This window comes from Arthrobacter sp. Y3225116, from assembly GCF_059091245.1.
The window spans coordinates 1-22,779 of the sequence record NZ_JBNHGL010000036.1; the positions used below are offsets into that span (position 1 = coordinate 1).

Annotated in this window: 23 protein-coding genes; 17 read left to right on the forward strand and 6 right to left on the reverse strand. The window is 67.6% G+C overall.

Going from position 1 to position 22,779, the window contains the following annotated elements; genetic code table 11:
- A partial coding sequence (locus tag AC5RV2_RS05865; protein WP_494091584.1) for an MFS transporter occupies positions 1-1,163 on the forward strand: 1,163 nt, incomplete at its 5' end.
- Positions 1,160-1,603, forward strand: coding sequence for a hypothetical protein (locus AC5RV2_RS05870; protein ID WP_494091585.1), 444 nt, complete (start codon positions 1,160-1,162; stop codon positions 1,601-1,603). The genes AC5RV2_RS05865 and AC5RV2_RS05870, both read left to right, overlap by 4 nt.
- Positions 1,604-1,631: 28 nt before the next feature.
- Here AC5RV2_RS05870 and AC5RV2_RS05875 read toward each other — a convergent pair whose 3' ends face one another.
- From AC5RV2_RS05875 to AC5RV2_RS05890, 4 genes are all read right to left on the reverse strand, one after another.
- Positions 1,632-2,888, reverse strand: a complete 1,257-nt coding sequence (locus AC5RV2_RS05875) for an alpha/beta fold hydrolase (RefSeq protein WP_494091599.1) — start codon at positions 2,886-2,888, stop codon at positions 1,632-1,634.
- Between the two features lie 38 nt (positions 2,889-2,926).
- Complete coding sequence (locus AC5RV2_RS05880; protein ID WP_494091586.1) at positions 2,927-3,421, reverse strand: GNAT family N-acetyltransferase; 495 nt, start codon at positions 3,419-3,421, stop codon at positions 2,927-2,929.
- A gap of 29 nt (positions 3,422-3,450) precedes the next feature.
- The gene (locus AC5RV2_RS05885; RefSeq protein ID WP_494091587.1) at positions 3,451-4,626 is read right to left on the reverse strand and encodes a zinc-dependent alcohol dehydrogenase; all 1,176 of its coding nucleotides are present in this window, start codon (positions 4,624-4,626) and stop codon (positions 3,451-3,453) included.
- A 113-nt stretch (positions 4,627-4,739) separates the two neighbouring features.
- The gene (locus tag AC5RV2_RS05890) at positions 4,740-7,289 is read right to left on the reverse strand and encodes a DEAD/DEAH box helicase (protein ID WP_494091588.1); all 2,550 of its coding nucleotides are present in this window, start codon (positions 7,287-7,289) and stop codon (positions 4,740-4,742) included.
- Positions 7,290-7,380: 91 nt separating this feature from the next.
- Here AC5RV2_RS05890 and AC5RV2_RS05895 point away from each other — a divergent pair, with 91 nt between their 5' ends.
- Positions 7,381-8,157, forward strand: coding sequence for a trans-aconitate 2-methyltransferase (locus AC5RV2_RS05895; RefSeq protein ID WP_494091589.1), 777 nt, complete (start codon positions 7,381-7,383; stop codon positions 8,155-8,157).
- A 36-nt stretch (positions 8,158-8,193) separates the two neighbouring features.
- On the opposite strand, the gene AC5RV2_RS05900 is transcribed toward AC5RV2_RS05895, so the two are convergent.
- Positions 8,194-9,087 (reverse strand): glucose 1-dehydrogenase, encoded by an 894-nt coding sequence (locus tag AC5RV2_RS05900; protein ID WP_494067748.1) that lies wholly within the window; start codon positions 9,085-9,087, stop codon positions 8,194-8,196.
- Between the two features lie 300 nt (positions 9,088-9,387).
- Here AC5RV2_RS05900 and AC5RV2_RS05905 point away from each other — a divergent pair, with 300 nt between their 5' ends.
- The 6 genes from AC5RV2_RS05905 to AC5RV2_RS05930 all read left to right on the forward strand — a co-directional run bounded on the left by AC5RV2_RS05905 (position 9,388) and on the right by AC5RV2_RS05930 (position 12,610).
- Positions 9,388-9,606: a CsbD family protein gene (locus tag AC5RV2_RS05905; RefSeq protein ID WP_494091590.1), complete on the forward strand. Its 219-nt coding sequence runs from the start codon at positions 9,388-9,390 to the stop codon at positions 9,604-9,606.
- Positions 9,607-9,856: 250 nt separating this feature from the next.
- The gene (locus tag AC5RV2_RS05910) at positions 9,857-10,270 is read left to right on the forward strand and encodes a CBS domain-containing protein (protein WP_494067750.1); all 414 of its coding nucleotides are present in this window, start codon (positions 9,857-9,859) and stop codon (positions 10,268-10,270) included.
- 14 nt (positions 10,271-10,284) lie between these two features.
- Positions 10,285-10,491 carry a hypothetical protein gene (locus AC5RV2_RS05915; protein ID WP_494091591.1) on the forward strand — a complete coding sequence of 69 codons (207 nt, stop codon included), beginning with the start codon at positions 10,285-10,287 and terminating at the stop codon, positions 10,489-10,491.
- A gap of 289 nt (positions 10,492-10,780) precedes the next feature.
- A complete protein-coding gene (locus AC5RV2_RS05920) occupies positions 10,781-11,032 on the forward strand; it encodes a hypothetical protein (RefSeq protein WP_494091592.1) in 252 nt (83 codons plus the stop codon).
- Between the two features lie 175 nt (positions 11,033-11,207).
- Positions 11,208-11,651 (forward strand): hypothetical protein, encoded by a 444-nt coding sequence (locus AC5RV2_RS05925; protein ID WP_494091593.1) that lies wholly within the window; start codon positions 11,208-11,210, stop codon positions 11,649-11,651.
- Positions 11,652-11,683: 32 nt separating this feature from the next.
- Positions 11,684-12,610, forward strand: a complete 927-nt coding sequence (locus tag AC5RV2_RS05930) for a DNA topoisomerase IB (RefSeq protein WP_494091600.1) — start codon at positions 11,684-11,686, stop codon at positions 12,608-12,610.
- A gap of 123 nt (positions 12,611-12,733) precedes the next feature.
- Here AC5RV2_RS05930 and AC5RV2_RS05935 read toward each other — a convergent pair whose 3' ends face one another.
- Complete coding sequence (locus AC5RV2_RS05935) at positions 12,734-13,378, reverse strand: MBL fold metallo-hydrolase (protein ID WP_494091594.1); 645 nt, start codon at positions 13,376-13,378, stop codon at positions 12,734-12,736.
- Between the two features lie 109 nt (positions 13,379-13,487).
- On the opposite strand from AC5RV2_RS05935, the gene AC5RV2_RS05940 reads away from it, so the two are divergent.
- The 8 genes from AC5RV2_RS05940 to whiA form a co-directional block, all read left to right on the forward strand.
- Positions 13,488-13,871, forward strand: a complete 384-nt coding sequence (locus AC5RV2_RS05940) for a GntR family transcriptional regulator (protein WP_493978542.1) — start codon at positions 13,488-13,490, stop codon at positions 13,869-13,871.
- A gap of 199 nt (positions 13,872-14,070) precedes the next feature.
- Complete coding sequence (gene uvrA, locus AC5RV2_RS05945) at positions 14,071-16,917, forward strand: excinuclease ABC subunit UvrA (protein ID WP_494091601.1); 2,847 nt, start codon at positions 14,071-14,073, stop codon at positions 16,915-16,917.
- A 77-nt stretch (positions 16,918-16,994) separates the two neighbouring features.
- Complete coding sequence (locus AC5RV2_RS05950; protein ID WP_494091595.1) at positions 16,995-17,714, forward strand: HAD hydrolase-like protein; 720 nt, start codon at positions 16,995-16,997, stop codon at positions 17,712-17,714.
- Positions 17,711-18,376 carry a lysophospholipid acyltransferase family protein gene (locus AC5RV2_RS05955; protein WP_494091596.1) on the forward strand — a complete coding sequence of 222 codons (666 nt, stop codon included), beginning with the start codon at positions 17,711-17,713 and terminating at the stop codon, positions 18,374-18,376. Before AC5RV2_RS05950 ends, AC5RV2_RS05955 begins: the two co-directional genes overlap by 4 nt.
- A 48-nt stretch (positions 18,377-18,424) precedes the next feature.
- Positions 18,425-20,434, forward strand: a complete 2,010-nt coding sequence (gene uvrC / locus AC5RV2_RS05960; protein WP_494091597.1) for an excinuclease ABC subunit UvrC — start codon at positions 18,425-18,427, stop codon at positions 20,432-20,434.
- 51 nt (positions 20,435-20,485) lie between these two features.
- Positions 20,486-21,385, forward strand: a complete 900-nt coding sequence (rapZ, locus tag AC5RV2_RS05965; protein ID WP_494050118.1) for an RNase adapter RapZ — start codon at positions 20,486-20,488, stop codon at positions 21,383-21,385.
- A complete protein-coding gene (locus AC5RV2_RS05970; protein ID WP_494067757.1) occupies positions 21,385-22,425 on the forward strand; it encodes a gluconeogenesis factor YvcK family protein in 1,041 nt (346 codons plus the stop codon). The genes rapZ and AC5RV2_RS05970 overlap by 1 nt, the downstream gene beginning before the upstream one ends.
- Positions 22,426-22,440: 15 nt before the next feature.
- Positions 22,441-22,779: DNA-binding protein WhiA (gene whiA, locus AC5RV2_RS05975; RefSeq protein WP_494091598.1), on the forward strand; the 339-nt coding region annotated here is incomplete at its 3' end.

A 22,779-nucleotide genomic window follows, 5' to 3' on the forward strand; every position in this document is an offset into this window, starting at 1 on the left:
AAAAGCGTTCCGTTCTGCGGCCGATCATCGCCGAGGTGCGGAAGCGTTTCGATGTCTCAGTGGCGGAAGTCGGCCAACAGAACCTCTGCCGGCGGGCGCTGGTCACCGGCCTGCTGCTGGCCCTGCTGGGTTCGGCGTTGATGGCGCTGGCACCGGTCACCGGATCCTTTGCGGTGCTGCTGGCAGGCTCGGCCCTCTTGGGGGTCGGCAACGCGGCCAACCTGCAGGCCCGTTTCGCGGCGGTAGACCTGGCCGTGCCACAGCATCGCGGCCGGGACCTGGCCTTCGTGGTTTGGTCCATCACGGTCGGTGCCGTGGCCGGCCCCAACCTGATCCGCCCGGGCGCCGAGTTGGGCGCAGCGCTCGGGTTGCCCGAATCGTCCGGGCCCTTCCTGTTCTCGATGGCGGGCATGGCCATCGGCGCTGCGCTGCTGCTGGTGGGCCTGCGACCGGACCCCCTCGGCTATGCGCGTGCGCGCGGCGGCGGGGACGCCCTGCAGGTCAACCGCCGCGGAACGCTGCGAACGGGCGTGGCTGCGATCCGGCACCATCCCATGGCCGGCCTCGGATTAGCGGCCGTGGTGGGCGCCCAGCTGGTGATGGTGGCGGTCATGTCCATGACGCCCGTGCACCTGCAGGCGCTGGACCATGCGGGCGGGCACCAGCACAGCCAGACAGACACGTTCGCCATCATCGGCTTCACCATCTCGCTGCACCTGGCCGGCATGTACGCACTCTCGCCCCTGATGGGCTGGCTGACCGACCGGTTGGGACGCACCCGGACCATCGTGGCCGGGCAGCTGGTCCTCCTGACCGCGACGGCGCTGGCCGGGCTGGGGCAGCAGGACACGTGGCTGGTGGGTGCCGGACTCGTGTTGCTGGGCCTGGGGTGGTCGGCCTCGGTGATTGCCGGCTCCACGCTGTTGGCCGAGTCGGTGCCGGAGTCCGGCCGTGTGCCGGCGCAGGGCCTGTCCGACACCCTCATGGGTGCCGCGGGGGCCATGGGGGCAGCTCTGTCGGGCCCGCTGCTGGCCGCCCTGGGGTTCGGCGGCCTGAACGCGGCGGCCGCCGTGGTTGCGGGCATCTTGCTGGCGACGGCTTTCGCCGCCCGCAGCGGGGGCGTCCCGGCAGGCGTGGGGGCCGGCGACAGGAGCCCGTCGTGAGCCGCCGGCAGGTCTTGGCTGCAGGAGCCGTGGTGTCGATCCTCCTGTCGGGATGCGGTGACGAGGGCGTCCCGGCATCCTTCGGTGCCGTCCGCTCGGGTCCGGGGGACGCGGTCCTGCTGGTGAACCCCGACAGCGGCCGGGAGAACTTCGAGATGGAGGCCGGCTTCGAGGGCACCCTCGAGCTGTCGGCGGAGGATTGCGTCATCGGTAAGGACACGTCGGGCCGTGAGGTCATGCTGGTGTTTCCGGCCGACGCCGCATTCGGTCAGGGGCGGGAACTGCTGACCGTGGAAGTCGAAGGCCGGTCTTTGGCGATCGGCGCACCGGTATTCTTCGGCGGGGGAACCCTCCGGCAGGACCAACTCGACCGTCTCACCGAGAGCGCGCCCGAGGGATGCCAGCGGAGCGAAAACTTCTACGTACAGACCATCGGGTAAACCCTTCCCGCGCCTTAAGGGACGGCGGTTAGCCCCGGACCATGCCGAGCAGGCGCCGGAAGACGGCCTCGCCGTCGTCGGCAATGCCGTCATGATGGAACTCACCGGTTTCCCAGACCTGCAGCCCCTTAACCTGCGCGGCCGTTTCCAGCGACAGGCCGCGCTCCACGTAGATATCGTCGCGGTAGACGGCCGCGGCGGCGGGGACGTTGTTCGCGGCCAGTCGGTCGAGGTCGTAGAGGGCCGGCCAGTCCGACTTCGCCGCCAGCAGTTCGGCCACCTCCCGCAGCGGAACCAGGGCAGGGTCCTGCTCGAAGTACCAGGGATAGACCATTTCGCCGGTGAGCAGCGGCTCGTCCGCCTCCGGGGCGAACTGCGGGAAGTCCCGGAGCACGCGCCATGCCGCCCAGCCGGTCGCTTCGCCCTGGGCATAGATGGATTCGTGCATCAGGGCATAAAGGGGGTTGGACGCACGGCTCGCCAGCACGGAGACCTGCTCCAGGAAGGCATCCGAGAGCCGCTGGCCGGACGGTGTCGGGACGAAGGCGTCCTCCAGCAGGTAGTGCAGGGCGTCGATCCGGGTGTTGCCGCCCAAAAACGAACCGGCCATCTGGAACCGGCCGGTGGTCAGGCGCTCGCCGGACGGCAGGTATTCGGGCACCGCTTCCAGGTGTCGTGCGACGGCGGTGACCCGGGCCCGGTCTTCCGGGTAGCGGGCGAAGTATTCGCGGTTGCGTGCTTCCACCCGGGGAAACGTGGCCCGGTAGACCTGCTCGGCTCCTCCCGCCAGCGGGGCCAGGCCGCCGGTGATCAGCACTTCCCGCAGCCCCTCGGGTGCGAGGGAGAGGTAGGTCAGCGCACAGAAGCCGCCGTAGCTCTGCCCGAAGATGCTCCACGGTCCGCTGCCGAGTTCCTGCCGGATCAGCTCGGCGTCGCGCACGATCGAGTCCGCACGGAAATGTGCCAGGAAGGCCGCCTGCGCCGCCGCGTCGCCGCGCATCGGCAGCGTCTGCCGATTCACGGGCGAGGAGAGGCCGGTGCCTCGCTGGTCCAGCATGAGGATGCGGAAGGTCTTGGCCGCCTCCTTCATCCAGCCGGACAACGACGTCACCCGGTTGCCGCGGCCGCCCGGCCCGCCCTGCAGGAACAGCAGCCACGGCAGCCCTGCCGCGGCGCCGTCGTCGTGTTCCAGCGAGGAATACTCGCGGGCGAAAACTTCGAGGGTTTCGCCGTCCGGATCCGCATGGTTGAGCGGCACGTCAAAGAAATACCCGGCCGTCCTCATGCCGCGGATGCGGTGCGTTCCGGTCACCCGGTGTCCGGTCACGGGTGCACCCGGCCGGCACCCGAGCCGAACGACGCGAGCGCGTCGCCGGCCAGCCGGAACGTCGACCATTCCTCCTGGGGGCGGGCGCCGAGGCTGCGGTAGAAATCGATGGACGGGCGGTTCCAGTTCAGTACCGCCCACTCCACCCGGGCGTACCCGGACGCCACCGCGTGGCTGGCCAGCGTCTGCAGCAAGGCCTTGCCGTACCCCCGTCCGCGGGCCTCGGGCCGGACATACAGGTCCTCCAAGTAGATGCCGTGCACACCCTCCCACGTGGAAAAGTTCCGGAACCAGAGGGCGAAACCCTGCACGCCGCCGTCGTCTTCCGCGACGTGCGCGAAGACCGACGGCTGGGCGGAAAACAGGGCGTCCTGCAGTTGTTCCGGCGTGGTTTTGACCGCGTCCGGTTCCTTCTCGTACACGGCCAGGTCGCGGATCAGGTCGAGGATGACGGGGACATCGGCTTCGTCGGCCGGGCGGATCACAGACATGACAAAAGCCTAGCGTCCCGGAGCGGGCGCTACGGCTTGAGCACCACCTTGATGCAGCCGTCGTCCTTCTTCTGGAATTTCTCGTACATCTCCGGGGCCTGGTCCAGCGGGGCCGTGTGCGTGACCAGGTCGCCGACGCCGAGCGGATCTGCCAAATCGCCCGCCAGCGGCAGCACGTCGTCGATCCAGCGCCGGACGTTGCACTGGCCCATCCGCAGCGTGACCTGCTTGTCGAAGAGCGTGAGCATCGGCATGGGGTCCGCTTGGCCGGCGTAGACGCCGGACAGCGAGATGGTGCCGCCGCGGGCCACGGCGTCGATCGCGGCGTGCAGGACGGAGAGGCGGTCCAGGCCTGCCGTCGACATCAGCTTCCTGGTTACGGGGTCGGGGAGGAGCCCGACGGCGAATTGTGCGGTGGCCGCCGCGGTCGCGCCGTGCGCCTCCATGCCGACGGCGTCGACCACCGACTCCGGACCGCGGCCTTGGGTCGCGTCGCGCAGCTCGCCGGCGATCTTTGGTCCCCACGTCAGGGTCTCGATGCCGTGCCTGCGGGCCATCTCCAGCCGCTCCGGGACGAGATCGATCCCGATCACGCGGTGGCCCAGGTGGCGGCCGATGCGGGCCGCGAACTGGCCGACCGGCCCGAGCCCGAAGACTGCCAGCGTGCCGCCGTCGGGAACCTGCGCGTAGGCCACTGCCTGCCATGCGGTCGGGAGGATGTCGGAGAGGAACAGGTATTGCTCGTCCGGCGCCTGGCTGTCCTCGATCTTGATGGGGCCGTAGTCCGCGTGCGGGACGCGCAGGAACTCGGCCTGCCCGCCCGGAACCGAGCCGTAGAGCTCGGTGTAGCCGAACAGTGCGGCACCTGAACCCTTGTCCTTGACCTGCGTGGTTTCGCACTGCGACTGCAACCCCCGGCTGCACATATGGCAGCGCCCGCACGCGATGTTGAAGGGGACCACCCGGTCGCCGGGCTTGAGCCCCGGCACGGCGCTGCCGGTCTCCTCGACGATCCCCATGGGTTCATGGCCCAGGACGTCGCCGGGCGCCAGGAACGGGCCAAACAGCTCGTAGAGGTGCAGGTCGGACCCGCAGATGGCGGTGGAGGTGACCCTGATGATCGCGTCGGTGGGCTCCCGCAGCACCGGGTCCGGGACCTGCTCGACACTCAGCTTCCGTTTGCCTTGCCAGGTCAGTGCTTTCACGATTGTCCCCCTGTCGCGCCGCCCGGGGGAGCGCAGCCCGCGCCCCGCGGGAGGTAAGTGTGCTTACCACCCTAGGGTCGCCGCCAACCGCCTGCAAGCCGACGCTGCCGGCCTCAGCCGCCGGCCGGTCCGACGTCGAGAATCCGGACCGCGGCCGCTCCCGTCTCGTTGCTGGCGGCGAGGTCCACCTCGGCGCTGATGCCCCAGTCCCGGTTGCCGGCCGGGTCATCGAAGATCTGCCGCACCTTCCAGACGGCCGGCTGCTCCTCAATGATCAGCAGCGCCGGTCCGCGCGCATCGGGCCCGATGCCGAGGTCGTCGTACTCCTCGTAGTAGGCATCCATCGCGTCCGCCCAGCGGTCGGCGTCCCAGCCCGCATCGGCATCCAGTGCACCGAGTTCCTCTTCCTGCTCCTCCGCGAACAGTTCCACCCGGCGGAACAACTCGTTGCGCACCATGACGCGGAAGGCCCGGATGTTGTCGGTCAGCTTCGGCGGCTCCTGCGTGAACACCGACTCGGCGGCGTGCTCGGCCGCCAGATCCGCGGCGCCCTTGCCCGCGGCGAGTTCTTCCCACTCGTCCAGCAGGCTGGAGTCGACCTGCCGCACCAGCTCGCCCAGCCAGGCGATGATGTCGGCCAGATCCTCGCGCAGCGCCTCGGCCGGCACGGTCTGCCGCAGCGCCTTGTAGCCGTCGGTGAGATAGCGGAGCACTATGCCCTCGCTGCGGGCCAGCCCGTAAAACTGCACGAACTCGCCGAAATTCATCGCCCGCTCGTACATGTCACGGATCACCGACTTCGGCGCGAGTTCAAAATCGCCCAGCCAGGGAGCACCGTGCCGGTACGTCTCGAAGGCGGCCTCGAGCAGCTCGGCCAGCGGCTGCGGGTAGGTGACCTCGTCCAGCAGGGCCATCCGCTGGTCGTATTCGATGCCGTCGGCCTTCATCGCAGCCACGGCTTCGCCGCGTGCCTTCTTCTCCTGCGCGGACAGGATCTGGCGGGGCTTCTCGAGCGTGGCCTCGATGATGGAGACCACGTCCAGTGCGTAGCCGCCGTCCTCGGGGTCCAGCAGGTCCAGGCTGGCCACCGCGAACGGGGAAAGCGGCTGGTTCAGCGCGAAATTCGGCTGCAGCTCCACCTTCAGCCGGACGAGGTGCCCGTTCTCGTCCGGCGCGTCCAGTCGTTCCACCAGGCCGGAAACCACCAGCTCCCGGTAAATGCCCAGTGCCTTCTTGATCAGCTTCAGCTGGGACGCGCGTGTTTCGTGGTTGCGCGTCAGCAGCCGTTTGGCGGCGGCGAACGGGTCCCCGGGGCGCTCGAGAATGTTCAGCAGCATCGCGTGGCTGATGGTGAAGCTGGACGTCAGCGGCTCGGGTTCGCTCTCCACCAGCTTGTGGAAGGTCGGTTCGCCCCAGCTCACGAAGCCGGTCGGCGGCTTCTTCTTCACCACCTGGCGAAGCTTTTTCTGGTCGTCGCCGAACTTGGCCACCGCCTTGGCCATGGCCTTGGTGTTCTCCACCACGTGTTCCGGGGCCTGCACGACGACGGTGCCCGCCGTGTCATAGCCGGCCCTGCCCGCGCGCCCGGCGATCTGATGGAATTCGCGCGCGTTGAGCAGGCGGGTGCGCACGCCGTCGTACTTGCTCAGGGCGGTCAGCAGCACGGTGCGGATGGGCACGTTGATGCCCACCCCCAGGGTGTCGGTGCCGCAGATGACCTTCAGCAGCCCGGCCTGCGCCAACTGCTCCACGAGCCGGCGGTACTTGGGCAGCATGCCCGCATGGTGGACACCAATGCCGTGCCGGACCAGGCGGTTGAGGGTCTTGCCGAAGCCGGCCGCGAACCGGAAACCCGAGATCAGTTCCGCGATGCGGTCCTTCTCCTCGCGGGTGCAGACGTTGATGCTCATGAGGTTCTGTGCACGCTCTATGGCTTCCAGCTGGCTGAAGTGCACCACGTAGACGGGAACCTGCCTGGTGGTGAGCAGTTCCTCCAGCGACTCCTGCACGCTGGTCTGCACATAGTAGTAATGCAGCGGAATGGGGCGTTCGGCCGAACTGACGGTGACCGTCGCCCTGTCGGTGAGGTCGGTGAGTTCCTTCTCGAACCGGGTCACGTCGCCCAGCGTCGCGGACATCAGCAGGAACTGCGCCTGCGGCAGTTCCAGCAGCGGCACCTGCCAGGCCCAGCCGCGCTGCGGGTCGGAGTAGTAGTGGAACTCGTCCATGACCACCGTGCCAAGATTCGCGGCGGAGCCCTCGCGCAACGCGATGTTGGCCAGGATCTCGGCGGTGCAGCAGATGATCGGGGCGTTCTGGTTGACCGCCGAGTCGCCGGTGACCATGCCGACGTTCTCCGGTCCGAAGATGTCGCACAGGGCGAAGAACTTCTCCGACACGAGCGCCTTGATGGGTGCCGTGTAATAGCTGACCGTCCCGGTGGACATGGCGTGGAAGTGGGCCGCGATCGCGACCAATGACTTTCCCGACCCGGTGGGGGTAGCCAGGATGACGTTGTTGCCGGTGACCAGCTCCATGACGGCTTCGTCCTGGGCAGGGTAGAGCGACATTCCACGGGATTCGACCCACTCGGTGAACCAGGTGTAAACGTCGTCGGGATCTGAGGCAGTGCCGGTGCCCGGCAGGAGCTGGAGAAGATTCATGTTGTTTCCAGCTTATGCGGTGGTCGCGCCGCGCCGTGCGGGCACCCAGCGGTGCGCCGCCCCCGCGGGGGCGTGGCGTAACGTACTGCCCATGCACTGGGACCCGCAGAAGTATGTGGAATTCGCCGGCTACCGCGACCGGCCGTTCTTTGACCTGACCGGAAGGATCGCCGCCGACGACCCCGCGGTGGTGGTGGATCTGGGCTGCGGCCCGGGCGGCCTGACGGCGGCGCTCGCCGACCGCTGGCCCGCCGCCGGCGTCACCGGGGTGGATTCCTCGCCCGAGATGATCCGGCAGGCGCAGCAGCGGCACACCTCAGCCAGGTTAACCTTCGTGGCCGGGGATATCCGGACCTGGACCCCTCCGGCGGAGCTGGATGTGCTGGTGTCCAACGCCGCGCTGCAGTGGGTGCCCGGGCACCAGGACCTCATGCGTTCCTGGCTGCGCGCCATGAAGCCCGGCAGTTGGCTCGCCGTGCAGGTACCCGGCAACTTTGCCGCGCCGTCGCACGCGCTCATGCGTGCGCTCGCCGGCTCGCCGCGCTGGCATCGCCGGCTGGACGGGGTGCTTCGCCACGAGGACGCGGTCTCCGAACCCGAGGACTACCTCAAGCTGTTATCGGACGAAGGCTGTGACGCCGACGTCTGGGAAACGACCTACCAGCAGTTGCTCCACGGGCCGGATCCGGTGCTGGAGTGGGTCAGGGGGACCGGCTTGCGCCCCGTCCTGGCCGCCCTGCCGGCGGCAGAGGCGGCCAAGTTCGAAGCCGAGTACGCCACGCTGCTGCGCGACGCCTACCCGGAATCCGAATACGGAACCGTGTTCGGATTCCGCCGGATCTTCGCGGTGGGGCGCAAGCTCGGCTGAACCTGGCCGCCGGTTGCGCGGCGGACGTACCCTGCCTCAGGGCGTGGGCGTTCCGCCGTTGACGTTCAGGGTCTCGCCGGAAACGTAGCTCGACTCCGGCGAGGCCAGGTAGACGTAAGCGGGCGCCAGTTCGGTGGGCTGCCCCGCGCGGCCGAGCGGCACGTTCTTGCCGAACTCCGGCAGCTTTTCCTTCGGCTGTCCCGCGCTGACCTGCAGCGGGGTCCAGAAGGGGCCGGGGGCTACGGCGTTGACCCGGATGCCGCGGCTTGCCAGCTGCTGCGCCAGACCCTTGGTGAAGTTGTTGATGGCCGCCTTGGTGGAGGCGTAGTCCAGCAGGACCGGCGAGGGGTTGTAGGCCTGGACCGACGTCGTGTTGATGATGGTCGAGCCCGGCGGCATGTGCGTCACGGCGGCCTTGGTGATCCAAAACATGGCGAAAACATTCGTGCGGAACGTGTCCTCGAACTGTTCGTCGCTGATGTCTTCGATCTTCTCGACGGCGATCTGGCGCCCCGCGTTGTTAACCAGGATGTCCAGCCCGCCCAACTGTTCCACCGCCTTGGCGACCAGCTCGCGGGACGCCTCGGCATCGGAAATATCGCCCGGAAGAAGCACCGCCTTCCGGCCATCCTGCTCGATGACCGAGGCGACGTGCCGGGCATCGGATTCCTCGGCCGGGAGGTAGGAGAGGGCGACGTCGGCTCCCTCGCGGGCGAACCCGATGGCGACGGCGGCGCCGATGCCGGAGTCCGCTCCCGTGATCAGGGCCTTGCGGCCGGTCAGCCTGCCGGTGCCGCGGTACGACTCTTCGCCGCGGTCGGTCTCGGGCTCCAGCTCTTGGTCCAGCCCGGGCTCCGGCTGGCTCTGTTTGGGCGGTGAGATGCTGGGAAAACGGTCTACGGGATTCTGGAAGGTGTACTGATCCGTCATGTCTGGCTCCCTTCTAACGGCCGCTGCGAAGGCTCCGCCGGCACCCTTGGTGCTCCACTCGATGGAAGGCGTGGCCGGGGAGCGGCCGGTATGGTCAGTATGCTGATCGTGATGCCACCCTACGCTGTCGTGCATCGGGTCGTACAGCCGGGCAGTTGCCGGTCCTCCCCGAGAGGATCCGCTCGTACGAAGTGTCAGCCGAGGGCGAACCGACCCTAAGGTCAGCAAGCTTTCTACTTGGCCCGCGGCGGGGTAGTCTGGCTGGACCTGTAGGAAACCTGAACCGAAAGAGGTGCTGATATGGGTATGGGCGACAAGTTCGATGCTGCGAAGGACAAGGTGACCGGCAAGGTCAACGAAGCCGTCGGCGAGGCGAGGGATGACAAGTCCCAGCAGCTGAAGGGCAAGGGCCAGCAGGTCGAGGGCGAGGCCAAGGACAAGATGGCCGACGCGAAGGCCCACCTGAATGAGGACGCCGACCGTGTTGCCGAAGACACCGAAGGCGGCGCCAGGCGCTGATCCGGTTCCTTTGTCACAGAGCCCCCGTGAGCCGCTGGTTCACGGGGGCTCCGTGGCTTAAAGCGGTGCCCGGCGGCCAAGGGGATGGGCGCAAATCCGACGTCCGAGGCGGGGGAGGCGCCGGCCGCCCTTCAATTCCCCCGCCCCCTGTGGTAATTGTAAGTAACCTTATAAATCGGCTTGGCGTGCTCGTCCCTGCTGGCTGGACGGTGCGCGAAGCGGCTCGAACTACCTGAAGGGACTGATATCCGTGACAACCGCAAGGGAAATCATGACCGGTGGTGTTGAATGCATCGGAGAGAACGAGACGCTGGAGCTGGCGGCGCAAAAAATGCGCGACCTCGACGTGGGGTCGTTGCCCATTTGCGGTGAGGACAACAGGCTCAAGGGAATGGTCACCGACCGCGACATTGTGGTCAAGTGCCTGGCCGACGGGCGGGATCCGCGCGAGGTGAAAGCGGGCGAACTGGGCCAGGGCAAGCCGGTGACGATCGGCGCGGATGACAGCATCGAAGAGGCCATCAAAACCATGCAGGACCATCAGGTGCGCCGGCTGCCGGTGATCGATGGACATGATCTGGTGGGAATACTCAGCCAGGCCGATGTCGCCCGCAACTATCCGGAAGACCGGGTGGGTGAACTGGTCGAGTTCATCTCCTACTGATCCCGGCGGCCGAGATGTCGGAGCAGTTGCCGGAGGCGTATGCCAAGTACCTGGCCGGATGTGAGCCCACCCAGGCCGACGCGATCCTGCCGGTGCTGAAGCAATCGGCTGCCGAGGGCGATCGCGGCGTGCTGGTGCGCTTCCTCCCCAATGAAGTGCAAGCCATGGCGACCGAGGAGGTCCCGTTCGGAACCATCCGGGAAGAACGCTACGACGAATAATCATCCTGCCGCGCCGGCGGACGGGTGCCCGGGATGCCAACGCCATCCCGGGCTGCCGCCTGTCAAGACCCAGGCGTAAAATTAATCGTGCCGGCGCGATAATAAAGTCATTCGTTGCCGGAGGGGGGAAGCGCTTGTAAGCTCGCAGCAGTTGGGGCCGAATCGGCTCCCGGGCTATCTGGAGGCTGCGCATGGACAGGTCCGATGCCGGTCGGTATGCAGGGGGTTTCGTTGGGTTGGGGCGGAACTGATGCGGCACCGCCATCTGTCACCCGCCGACGAATTTCCCATGGATCTGGCTCCCCTCGGCGACCCCGAACTGCTGGCGCTGTACGGGAGGGCCATGCGCCAGCTCGAGCGGGAAAGCATCCAGTTCGGCGCGGCCGATCCCGAGACCGAGTTCCGCCTGGAGGAGCTGCGCGTTGAACTGGACCGGCGCGACAGCAGGGACGCGCTGCAGGCCAGCAAGCGGCGGGTCCGCGGCCTGTACGGCAAATCAGGGGGCGAACCGCCGGACTCGCTGTACGACGGCACCAGCTAGGTTTGCCCGGGGCGACTCCCTTGCCGGCTGATCCAAGCGGCCCGTGCCGCGGGCGGCCGTACACCCTTCCGGGGATGCCGCCGCGGCGCTTATGCTGCTCTTCCAACCCCAGTATGATGGGTTACAAACAGTATGCTTATCAATAATGGGATGCAGATTGGAAGGGCAGACGATCATGATTGCCAATGACAGTTCAAGTGCCCATGCCGGCCAGGACAAGGACCGGGAACCGGGAAGCGCGTTGCCCGACCCCTCGTGCACCGCCTGCAGCACCGACGAGTACCTGGTCTTCGACGCCGTAACGCTGCTGCCGCCGCAGGCCGGGGCCCCCGCACTGCCGCGATGGGACGTCAGCTACTGGTGCAGCCGCTGCGACGGCTATTACGGGCACGAAACCTTCAAGGTACCGGCCACGGAATCCGAGAGCGTGGGAATCGATTTCGGCGCCGAGGGCTACATGCACTGCGGGGAGCCGATGCAGCCGGTGGAACGCATCGACCACTCCATCGTTGATCCCGTGGATGCCGGCTCCCCGGAAACCGGGCCGCTCCCGACCGTGCGGGTCAACGTTGAAATCCTTCGCTGCAGCTGCGGATTCAAGATGGAGGTGCCCATCTGAGGCTAAGGCGCAGCAACGTCCGTGCACCCGGCATCACCCGCCGGCGCCACGGGGCGGGGTTCTCCTACCGCAACCCGGACGGTTCGAGGCCTGCCGGGGACGAGCTCCGAAGGATCAAGGCGTTGGCGGTCCCGCCCGCGTGGTCGGAGGTGTGGATTTGCCCGGCGCCCAATGGGCATATCCAGGCCGCGGGAACCGACGACGCCGGGCGGCGGCAATACATCTACCATGCCCGTTGGCGGGAACTGAGGGATCGGGAAAAGTTTGACCGTTCCCTGGCGTTTGGAGCCACCCTGACCACCGCGCGCCGCAAGGTGACAAGGCTGCTGAGGTCCGGCGAACGTACCCGCCAGGTGGCCTGTGCCGTTGCCTTCCGCCTGCTGGACAGCGCGTCGTTGCGGATCGGCTCGGAAGTCTACGCCGAAGACAACGGTTCCTACGGGGTGACGACGTTGTTGGTTCGCCACGTGCAGGTGCGGGAAGATACCGTCCGGCTGCATTTTCCCGGAAAGAGCGGGCTGCAGTGGGACGTGGAACTGAAGGATCCGGACATCGCAGTTCAGCTGGCGGCGGTGCGGACCCTGAAGGCCGACGATCCGGCCATCGGCTACCGCAACGGCACCGGAGACTGGTCCGGGCTCTCCGCGTCGGAGTTGAACGAGTTTATCCACGAACTCTGCGGGCCCGAGTTCAGTGCCAAGGATTTCCGGACGTGGCAGGGAACGGTAACGGCCGCCGTGGCACTGGCCGGCTACAACGGCAAGCCGAATCTCACCGGCCGGCGCAAGGCAGTGGTCGCAGCCATGCATGCCGTCTCGGAGCGGCTGGGCAATACGCCCGCCGTCGCCCGCAAGTCGTACGTGGATCCGCGGCTCGTGGACCGCTTCATGGCGGGACAAGTCCCGGACGCCGCAACATATTCCGCGGCGGAACGCAGCCTGCCGTCCTTCCTGGCCTGACAGGGGCAGCCTGCCATCCTTCCTCGGGTGACAAGGGAGCGAAAGCAGCCCGCGGCGCTAGAATTAGAGAGCCCCGGCAGGCGGGATTCCCCCCAACGTCCACGTCTGTCGGGGTTGATGCGCCTACCAGCCGCGCGATTTCCACTCGTCCAGATGGGGCCGCTCTGCCCCGAGGGTGGTCCCGGCGCCATGGCCCGGATGGACCACCGTGTCGTCGGGCAGGTAGTTGAACACCCGTTCGGCCACATCGTTGAAGAGGGTGGCAAACCGCTCCGGGTCCTGCTGCGTGTTGCCCAGCCCGCCCGGAAATAAGGAATCTCCGGTGAACAGGTGCGGGGGACCCTCCGGTGCGCGGTAGAGCAGCGCCACGGAACCCGGCGTGTGCCCGCGCAGCTTGATGGCTTCCAACGAGAATCCGTCGAACCGGCCGACGTCCTGATGCTCGAGGGCAACATCGGTGCGCACCTCGATCTGCGGAATGTCCTCCACGCCGGCCGCCGTTTTGGCGCCGGTAGCGGCCACCGCCTCCGGCAGGGCCCGGACATGGTCCCAGTGGCTGTGCGTGGTCACGATCAGGGCAACCTCGGCCGGCCGCCCGGCATCCGCGGCGCCCTCGCGCAGCAGTTGCCGGATGGCCGGAAAGTCGTCGGCGGCATCAATCAGCACCTGGGTGCCGGAAGCCTTGGCCGTCAGCAGATAGACGTTGTTGTCCATCTCGGAAACGGAAACGCTGCGGATTGTGACTGCAGGATCTTCGTGAAGCAACATGCTTCCCAGCCTACCGACAGTCGACCCGGACGGCTCAGGATGTCATTCTGGTTGTAGCAGCGGACAGGCAGCGCGGTGCTGCGGACACGACGAGGAGCGGGCGCAGGCGATGGAAGCGAGTGAGTTTGACTGGCGGATGAACCGCGACAGCGCCGTGCCGCTCTTCGAGCAGCTGAGGCTGCGGATCATTGAAGCGGCCGACGCCGGCGAACTCCCGGTGGGTACGAAGCTGCCGCCCGTCAGGCGGTTGGCCGATCATCTCGGTGTGGTCCCGAACACCGTGGCACGCGCCTACCGGGAGCTTGAAACTGCCGGGCGGGTGGAAACCCACGGCCGGGCCGGTACCGTGGTCAGCGCCGGAGCCGGCAAGGCCCGCCAACAACTGGGCGATGCAGCCGAGGCGTTCGCCCGTGCCGTTCACGGTCAAGGGATCGGCGGCAAGGAAGCACTCGCCGCCGCCAAGGCCGCGTTGGAGCGCCACGGCATCAAGTAGGCGAAGCGGTGGGCTGGCGGCAGCCAGCGGAGGCCGCAATTGCGGACGTCTGCTGTCCGCAGGGGCTGTCCGCCGTGACCGATGTAATACAAGTTCGAACGAATTTTCGATTAGAGTAGATACCGTGCTAAAAGCAAGCGAAACGTCCGTCCCGGCGACCGATTCCGAGTCTGCCACCCCCGTTTCCCGCTCCGCGGACATGTCCCGACTGGTCGTCAAGGGCGCCCGCGAGCATAATCTGCAGAACGTCAGCGTGGACCTGCCCCGCGACGCCATGATCGTCTTCACGGGACTGTCCGGCTCGGGCAAGTCGTCGTTGGCCTTCGATACGATCTTCGCCGAGGGCCAGCGCCGGTACGTGGAATCGCTCTCTTCCTATGCGCGGATGTTCTTGGGGCAGGTGGACAAGCCCGATGTGGACTTCATCGAGGGCCTGTCGCCGGCGGTGTCGATCGATCAGAAGTCGACCAGCCGCAACCCGCGCTCCACCGTGGGAACAATCACCGAGATCTACGATTACCTGCGCCTGCTGTGGGCCCGCGTCGGCCGCCCCTTTTGCCCGCAGTGCGGTGAACCGGTGGAGAAGCAGACCCCGCAGCAGATCGTGGACCAGTTGCAAGAGCTTCCCGAAGGGACCCGGTTCCAGCTCCTGGCCCCGGTAGTGCGCGGGCGCAAGGGCGAGTTCGTCGACCTGTTCAAGGAACTGAGCACCAAGGGCTTTTCCCGCGCCAAGGTGGACGGCAAGCTGGTGCAGCTAAGCGAACCGCCGAAGCTGGGGAAGCAGTACAAGCACACCATTGAGGTAGTGGTGGACCGGTTGGTGGCCAAAGAAGGCATCCACCAGCGCCTGACCGACTCGGTGGAAACCGCCCTGGCCCTCGCGGAGGGCCGGGTGCTGGCCGATTTCGTCGACCTTGCCGAGGACGAGCCGGGCCGCACGCGTGCCTTCTCCGAGCACCTGGCCTGCCCGAACGAACACCCTCTCGCCATCGACGAGATCGAGCCGCGCTCGTTCTCGTTCAACAATCCGTTCGGCGCCTGTCCGGCCTGTACCGGTATCGGCAGCAAGCTTGAAGTCGACGTGGACCTGGTGGTCCCGGATCCCGACCGGAGCCTGTCCGAGGGCGCCATTGCTCCGTGGTCCTTGGGCAAAGCCACCCAGGAGTACTGGACGCGGTTGCTCGAAGGGCTCTCGCATGAGCTGGGGTTCTCCATGGACGAGCCGTGGAAGAACCTGCCGAAGAAGGTCCGGGAGGCCGTACTGCACGGCAAGGACTTCAAGGTCGTGGTGCAGTACCGCAACCGCTTCGGCCGGGAACGGAAATACAGCACCGGGTTCGAAGGCGCGTTCCAGTACATCCACCGAAAGCATGAGGAAACCGAGTCCGAGTGGGCGAGGGACCGTTACAAGGAGTACATGCGCGAGGTCCCGTGCCCGGAATGCAACGGCGCGCGGCTGAACCCCGCGTCCCTGTCTGTGCTGATCAACGGCAAGTCCATCGCGGATGTGTCTGCCCTGCCGCTGCGCGAGGCAAGTTCGTTCCTCGCCGGCCTGGAACTCTCGGCCCGCGAAACCCAGATCGCCCACCAGGTACTCATCGAGATCCAGGCGCGGCTGCGGTTCCTCTTAGACGTGGGCCTGGAATACCTGAACCTGGAGCGCGCCGCCGGCACGTTGTCGGGCGGGGAGGCCCAGCGCATCCGGCTGGCAACGCAGATCGGCTCCGGCCTGGTCGGCGTGCTCTACGTGCTGGACGAGCCCTCCATCGGCCTGCACCAGCGGGACAACCGCCGGTTGATCGAGACCCTCACACGGCTGCGCGACCTCGGCAACACCCTGATTGTGGTGGAACACGACGAGGACACCATCGCCGAGGCCGACTGGATAGTGGACATCGGACCGGGCGCCGGGGAGCACGGCGGCGAAGTGGTCCACTCCGGCTCGCTGCAGGAGCTGTTGGACAACACGCGTTCCATCACCGGTGACTACCTGTCCGGCCGGCGCCGGATCGAACTGCCGGCCAAGCGCCGGAAGATGGACAAGAAGCGCCAGATCAAGGTGGTGGGCGCCCGGGAAAACAATCTCCGCGGCATCGATGCCTCGTTCCCGCTGGGAATCTTCACCGCGGTCACCGGCGTCAGCGGCTCCGGGAAGTCGACCCTGGTCAACGACATCCTCTACAAGGTGCTGGCGAACAAGCTCAACGGAGCCAAGCATGTTGCCGGCCGGCACACCAGGGTGGAAGGCGTGGACCAGCTGGACAAGGTCATCCACGTGGACCAGAGCCCGATCGGCCGCACGCCCCGGTCCAACCCGGCCACCTACACCGGAGTCTTCGACAACATCCGCAAGCTGTTCGCCGAGACCAACGAGGCGAAGCTCCGGGGCTACCTGCCCGGCCGGTTCTCGTTCAACGTCAAGGGCGGGCGCTGCGAGGCCTGCTCCGGCGACGGCACGCTGAAGATCGAGATGAATTTCCTGCCGGACGTCTACGTTCCGTGCGAGGTCTGCCACGGCGCACGGTACAACCGCGAGACGCTGGAAGTCCACTACAAGGGCAAGACAATCGCCGAAGTCCTGGACATGCCGATCGAGGAAGCAGCGGAATTCTTTGCCGCGTTCACCCCGATCGCGCGCCACTTGCGGACCCTGGTGGACGTCGGGCTGGGGTACGTCCGGCTCGGACAGCCCGCCACCACGCTGTCGGGCGGGGAAGCCCAGCGCGTCAAGCTCGCCAGCGAACTGCAGCGCCGCTCGAACGGGCGGAGCATCTACGTGCTGGACGAGCCGACCACCGGCCTGCACTTTGAGGACATCCGCAAGCTGCTGCAGGTGCTGCAGGGGCTGGTGGACAAGGGCAACACGGTGATCACCATCGAGCACAACCTTGACGTGATCAAGAACGCCGACTGGGTTGTGGACATGGGGCCCGAGGGCGGTTCCGGCGGCGGCCAGATCATCGCCACCGGCACTCCCGAGCAGGTGGCGGCAGTCGAGGGAAGCCACACCGGCCGCTTCCTGGCGGAGGCGCTCGGCCACCAGTGAGCCTGCCGGACGGAATAAGGTATTCCCCAGCAGGAATGGATTCCGGCGGATCCGCGGATCTGTGGGAAAATGCCCGGGTGACTCAATTGCCTGCGCTGGTACTTTTCGACCTCGACGGAACCCTGGTTGACCCCGCAGGTGCCATCACCACCGGAATAGCCGGCGCCCTCGCGGCGGCCGGCCTGCCGGTCCCGCCGCAGGAAGAACTCGGATCCTTGGTCGGGCCGCCGCTGGGTGAATCCCTCCGCGGCGCCGGAGTGCCGGAGCACCGGCTCGGCGAGGTGATCGCGTTGTACAGGGCGGGCTACCGCCGGTCCGGGATGGCGGCAAGCCGCGTGTACCCGGGCATCACCGGCCTGCTGGAGCGGCTCCTCTCCACCGGCGCGGTCCTCGCCGTCGCCACGCAGAAGCCGACCGGGCTGGCGCGGGAGCTGCTGCGACTCCAGGGCCTGGAGCAGTACTTCGCGGGGATTTACGGAGCCGAGGGCGACGATCCCGCCCCGGCGGAACCCGGGCTGGGCAAGGTCCCGATCCTGCAGGCCGCGCTCGATGCTTTCAGCGACTCCTGCGGCCCGGTGGTCATGGTGGGCGACCGGCTCTACGACGCCGCCGCAGCTCTCCGCCTCGGCATCCCCGCCGTCGGGGTCGGCTGGGGCTTCGCCGCCCCCGGGGAACTGGAAGCCGCCGGCGCGGCCGTCGTCGTGGATACCGCCGAAGAACTCGAGGCCGCTATTGGGCGGCTGACCGCCGCCGAGCCCGAGGGCGCCCTGGCCGGCCGCCGGGGACCGGCCGCATGAGGACGTTCGAAGCGACACGCGCCTCGTTCCGGGCCGGGCTGCGGCTCAGCTGCCGGCCGACGATTGAAGGCATCGCGAACTTTCCCGCGACCGGCCCGGTGATTGTGGCACCGAACCACCTGTCCTTCCTCGACAGCGTCATCATCCAGGCGATGATGCCGCGCAAGGTGGCCTTCTTCGCCAAAGCCGAATACTTCACCACCCGCGGTCCCAAGGGCGCTGCGATGCGGTGGTTTTTCCACAGCGTCGGCTCGATACCGGTGGAGCGGGGCGAACAGGCCGCCAGCGTGGCCGCGCTGCAGAGCGCCCTGGACGTGCTGGAACGCAACGAGGCTTTCGGGATCTATCCTGAAGGAACACGGTCCCGTGACGGCAAGCTCTACCGGGGCCGCACGGGCGTGGGGTGGCTGGCCCTCACGACCGGGGCGCCGGTGCTGCCGGTAGGGCTGATCGGCACCGAACAGCTGCAGCCCGCCGGGAGGATGATGATCCGGCCGAGCCACTTCACGGTCCGGATCGGCAAGCCGCTGTACTTCAAGCGGACCGGGCCGGAGCACTCGCTGCCGGCGCGCCGGTCGGCCACCGACCAGATCATGGACGCGATCGCCGACCTGACCGGCCAGGAACGCTCGAACAGCTACAACAAGACGCCGTCGGCTTGACCGGCCGGACGGCACCCAGGGCCCAGGCGAGGAAGGGAGTGACCGGCCATGGCTAATCCTGCTTCCTACCGTCCGCGGACGGGGGAGATCCCGACCAATCCCGGCGTCTACCGTTTCCGGGACGAGCACCGGCGCGTGATCTACGTCGGCAAGGCGAAGAACCTGCGGTCCCGGCTCAACAGCTACTTCGCCAGCCCCAAGAACCTGCCGCCCAAGACCCATGCGATGGTGCATACGGCGGCTTCGGTGGAGTGGACCATCGTGGGCAGCGAACTGGAGGCCATCCAGCTCGAGTACACGTGGATCAAAGAGTTCACACCGCGCTTCAACATCATGTTCCGGGACGACAAGTCCTATCCCTACCTGGCCGTGACCATGGCGGAGAAGTTCCCGCGCGTGCAGGTGATGCGCGGCGAGCGGCGCAAGGGCGTCAAGTACTTCGGTCCGTACTACCCGGCCAAAGCGATCCGCGAGACCGTGGACACCCTGCTGCGGGTTTTCCCGGTCCGCACCTGCAGCACCGGCGTCTTCAACCGCGCCCAGCGCACCGGCCGGCCGTGCCTGCTGGGCTACATCGACAAGTGCTCGGCGCCCTGCGTGGGGCGGATCTCGCCCGAGGACCACAAGGCCCTGGCCGCCGAGTTTTGCGCGTTCATGGGCGGGGAAGCCGACCGGTTTATCCGCGCCCTCGAAAAGAAGATGGCCGCGGCGGTGGCCGAACTCGACTACGAGACGGCGGCGCGTCACCGGGACGACATCGCCGCGCTGCGCCGCGTCTTCGAACGCAACGCCGTGGTGCTCAGTGAAGACACCGACGCCGACGTGTTCGCCCTGGCCCAAGACGAACTGGAGGCGGCCGTCCAAGTGTTCCACGTCCGCGGCGGCAGGATCCGCGGCCAGCGCGGCTGGGTGGTGGAAAAGGTCGAGGACCAGAGCGACGCCGACCTGGCCGAACACCTGTTGCAGCAGGTTTACGGGGACGCCGACGGGCCGGACCGGATCCCGCGCCAGGTCATGCTGCCGCAGGAACCGGAGAACGCCGCCGAACTGCAAGCCTGGCTCAGCGCGCTCCGCGGCAGCAGGGTGCAGATCCATGTGCCGAAACGAGGCGACAAGGCCGCCCTGCTGGCCACCGTGAGGGAGAACGCCGAGCAGGCCCTGGCCCTGCACAAGAGCCGGCGCGCCGGCGACATCACCACGCGCTCGGCCGGCCTCCAGCAGCTGCAGGAGGCCCTGGAGCTGCCCGTGGCGCTGCTGCGGATCGAGTGCTACGACATCTCCCACGTGCAGGGCACCAACGTGGTGGCCTCCATGGTGGTGGTGGAAGACGGGCTGCCCAAGAAGTCCGACTACCGCCGCTTCGCGATCACCGGCGAGGCCGCCCGGGACGATACCTCGGCGATGTATGACGTGATCAGCCGGCGCTTCCGGAACTACCTGGCGGAACAGGGCCACCAGGGCATCCCGGCGGCAGCCGATGCAGGCGAAACCCCTGCCGGGGACGGCGCGGACACCGCCGTCGTGCTGGAAGAGACCCTGACGCCGGCGCCCAAAACCAAGTTCGCCTACCCACCCAACCTGGTGGTGGTGGACGGCGGGCCGCCCCAGGTGGCCGCCGCTTCCCGCGCGCTGTCGGACCTGGGCATTACCGACGTGTTCGTGGTCGGCCTGGCGAAGCGGCTGGAGGAAGTATGGCTGCCCGACGACGATTTCCCCGTGATCCTGCCGCGCTCGTCCGAGGGCCTGTTCCTGCTGCAGCGGATCCGCGACGAGGCCCACCGCTTCGCGATTGCCTACCACCGGCAGAAGCGCGGCAAGGCGATGACGGTCTCGGTGCTGGACGGCATCCAGGGCCTCGGGCCGGCGAAACGCAAGGCACTGCTGAAACATTTCGGCTCGGCGAAGAAACTCAAGGCGGCCAGCGCCGAAGAGCTGCAGCAGGTGCCGGGCATCGGCCCGGCGCTGGCAACTTCCTTAAAGCGCCAGCTGGCTGCCGGTGCCGCGGAGGAGCCCGCGCCGGCGGTAAATATGGCGACCGGCGAAATCATCGAATCTTAGTTAGGCTAGAGCTGGAATCGAGGAGTGGGGGTCGGGATGGATGGAATGACGATGACGGTGGACGAGGACTTGACGCCGGAAAAGCCGGTGGAATCCGAGCTCCTGGTGGTCACCGGCATGTCCGGGGCCGGCCGGACCACGGCGGCGCATGCCCTCGAAGACCACGGCTGGTACGTGGTGGACAACCTGCCGCCGCAGATGCTGGGCACGCTGGCCGAACTGGTTTCGCGGATGCCCCAGTCACTGCCCAAGCTTGCCGTGGTCGTGGACGTGCGCAGCCAGAGCCTCTTCCGCGACATCCGTGAGGCGCTGCATGCCCTGGCGGCCAGCGGCATCCACTACCGGGTGCTGTTCCTGGACGCCTCCGGCGACGTCCTGGTCCGCCGCTTCGAACAGGGCCGCCGGCCGCACCCGCTGCAGGGTGACGGCCGGATATCTGACGGCATCACCGCCGAACGGGAACTGTTGAGCAGCCTCAAGGACTCGGCCGACCTGGTGGTGGATACCACCGAGATGAACGTCCACGCCCTGGCCACCGCCATCACGGAACTCTTCACCGAATCCGGTCCGATCGTGCTGCGCATTAACGTGGTCAGCTTCGGCTTCAAGTACGGGCTGCCGGTGGACGCCAACTTCGTCGCCGACGCCCGCTTCATTCCCAACCCGCACTGGGTCCCCGCGCTGCGCCCGCATACCGGGCTGGACGAGAAGGTCCGCGACTACGTGCTGGTGGACTCCGGTGCCGATGAGTTCGTCAACCGCTATGTGGACGCGCTGGAGCCGGTGCTGGAGGGCTACCGCCGCGAGAACAAGCACTACGGCACCATCGCCATCGGGTGTACCGGCGGCAAGCACCGCTCCGTGGCGGTCGCCGAGGAAATCGGGAAGCGGCTGGCCCAGCTGCCGAGCGTCAAAGTCACCGTCCAGCACCGGGACCTGGGGCGCGAATAGTGGCGATCCTGACCGGACCGATGCCGCTGGTACCCGCCCCGGGCACCTCCCGCAGCCGGACCGGGAAGAGCGGCGCGCCTCCCTCCGTGGTGGCTTTGGGCGGCGGGCACGGGCTCTCTGCCTCGCTGGGCGCGCTGCGGCTGCTCACCACGGAACTGACCGCCATCGTTACGGTGGCCGACGACGGCGGATCCTCCGGCCGCCTGCGCAAGGAGTTCGGCGTGCTCCCGCCGGGGGATCTGCGGATGGCCCTCGCAGCGCTGTGCGATGACACCGACTGGGGGCGGACCTGGCGCGACGTGATGCAGCATCGCTTCAAGTCGTCCCCGGGCGCCGAGCCGTCGCTGGACAACCATGCCCTCGGAAACCTGCTGATTGTGACCCTGTGGGAGCTGCTCGGCGACCCCGTTGCCGGCCTGAAGTGGGCCGGCGCCCTGCTGGGGGCCCGTGGTGAGGTGCTGCCGATGGCCACCGTGCCGCTGACCATCGAGGGCGACGTGCTGGTGGAGGGCGAGGACGGGCGGCTGCGCACCGCGCTGATCTCCGGCCAGTCCCGGCTGGCGGCGGCCGGGCGCAACAGCCACGTCCACGACGTGCGCCTGCTGCCCGACGACGCCCCGGCCTGCGTCGAGGCGCTGAACGCCGTCGAATATGCCGACTGGGTGATCCTTGGGCCCGGCTCCTGGTACACCTCGGTGTTGCCGCACCTGATGCTGAGGGAGATGCGCGAGGCGCTCTGCGACACCCCGGCGCGCCGCTGCCTGACCATGAACCTGTCGGTGGACACCAAGGAAACGTCCGGGATGACGGCCTCGGACCACCTGGCCGCGGTGAGGCGCTGCGCCCCCGGGATGCGTTTCGACGTGGTCTTGGCCGATCCGGCCGTGATTGACGACAAGGGGCGTTTCGAGGATGCCGCGGCCGCGCTGGGTGCACGCGTGGTCTTCGGTAGAGTAGGAAGTTCAGGCGGACGCCCCGTACACGATCCGTTGAGACTGGCGAGTGCCTACCACGACATTTTCGAAGGCCACAAGGATTAAGTAAGGACAAGGTGCATGGCGCTGACCGCAGCAGTCAAGGAAGAGCTCGCTCGCCTTGACATCAAGAAGTCCCAGGTCCGGAAGGCTGAGGTCTCGTCGACGCTCCGTTTCGCCGGCGGACTCCACATCATTTCCGGCCGCATCGTCATCGAGGCCGAAGTTGATCTGGCTGCGACCGCCCGGCGGCTGCGCACCGCCATCTCGGAAGTGTACGGCCACAGCGGCGACATCATCGTGGTCTCCGGCGGTGCGCTGCGCCGCGGGAACCGCTACGTGGTGCGCGTGGTCAGGGACGGGGAGTCCCTCGCCCGGCAGACCGGCCTGCTGGACGGCCGCGGCCGGCCGGTCCGCGGC

What these genes read in the sequence shown, in the direction of transcription:
- uvrA (WP_494091601.1), top strand. Translation starts at nt 14,071, where the DNA reads ATGTCCCGACTGGTCGTCAAGGGCGCCCGCGAGCATAATCTGCAGAAC.
- AC5RV2_RS05900 (WP_494067748.1), bottom strand. Translation starts at nt 9,087, where the DNA reads ATGACGGATCAGTACACCTTCCAGAATCCCGTAGACCGTTTTCCCAGC.
- AC5RV2_RS05955 (WP_494091596.1), top strand. Translation starts at nt 17,711, where the DNA reads ATGAGGACGTTCGAAGCGACACGCGCCTCGTTCCGGGCCGGGCTGCGG.
- AC5RV2_RS05935 (WP_494091594.1), bottom strand. Translation starts at nt 13,378, where the DNA reads ATGTTGCTTCACGAAGATCCTGCAGTCACAATCCGCAGCGTTTCCGTT.
- rapZ (WP_494050118.1), top strand. Translation starts at nt 20,486, where the DNA reads ATGACGGTGGACGAGGACTTGACGCCGGAAAAGCCGGTGGAATCCGAG.
- AC5RV2_RS05880 (WP_494091586.1), bottom strand. Translation starts at nt 3,421, where the DNA reads ATGTCTGTGATCCGCCCGGCCGACGAAGCCGATGTCCCCGTCATCCTC.
- AC5RV2_RS05940 (WP_493978542.1), top strand. Translation starts at nt 13,488, where the DNA reads ATGGAAGCGAGTGAGTTTGACTGGCGGATGAACCGCGACAGCGCCGTG.
- AC5RV2_RS05895 (WP_494091589.1), top strand. Translation starts at nt 7,381, where the DNA reads ATGCACTGGGACCCGCAGAAGTATGTGGAATTCGCCGGCTACCGCGAC.
- AC5RV2_RS05890 (WP_494091588.1), bottom strand. Translation starts at nt 7,289, where the DNA reads ATGAATCTTCTCCAGCTCCTGCCGGGCACCGGCACTGCCTCAGATCCC.
- AC5RV2_RS05915 (WP_494091591.1), top strand. Translation starts at nt 10,285, where the DNA reads ATGTCGGAGCAGTTGCCGGAGGCGTATGCCAAGTACCTGGCCGGATGT.
- uvrC (WP_494091597.1), top strand. Translation starts at nt 18,425, where the DNA reads ATGGCTAATCCTGCTTCCTACCGTCCGCGGACGGGGGAGATCCCGACC.
- AC5RV2_RS05905 (WP_494091590.1), top strand. Translation starts at nt 9,388, where the DNA reads ATGGGTATGGGCGACAAGTTCGATGCTGCGAAGGACAAGGTGACCGGC.
- AC5RV2_RS05925 (WP_494091593.1), top strand. Translation starts at nt 11,208, where the DNA reads ATGATTGCCAATGACAGTTCAAGTGCCCATGCCGGCCAGGACAAGGAC.
- AC5RV2_RS05920 (WP_494091592.1), top strand. Translation starts at nt 10,781, where the DNA reads ATGGATCTGGCTCCCCTCGGCGACCCCGAACTGCTGGCGCTGTACGGG.
- AC5RV2_RS05875 (WP_494091599.1), bottom strand. Translation starts at nt 2,888, where the DNA reads ATGAGGACGGCCGGGTATTTCTTTGACGTGCCGCTCAACCATGCGGAT.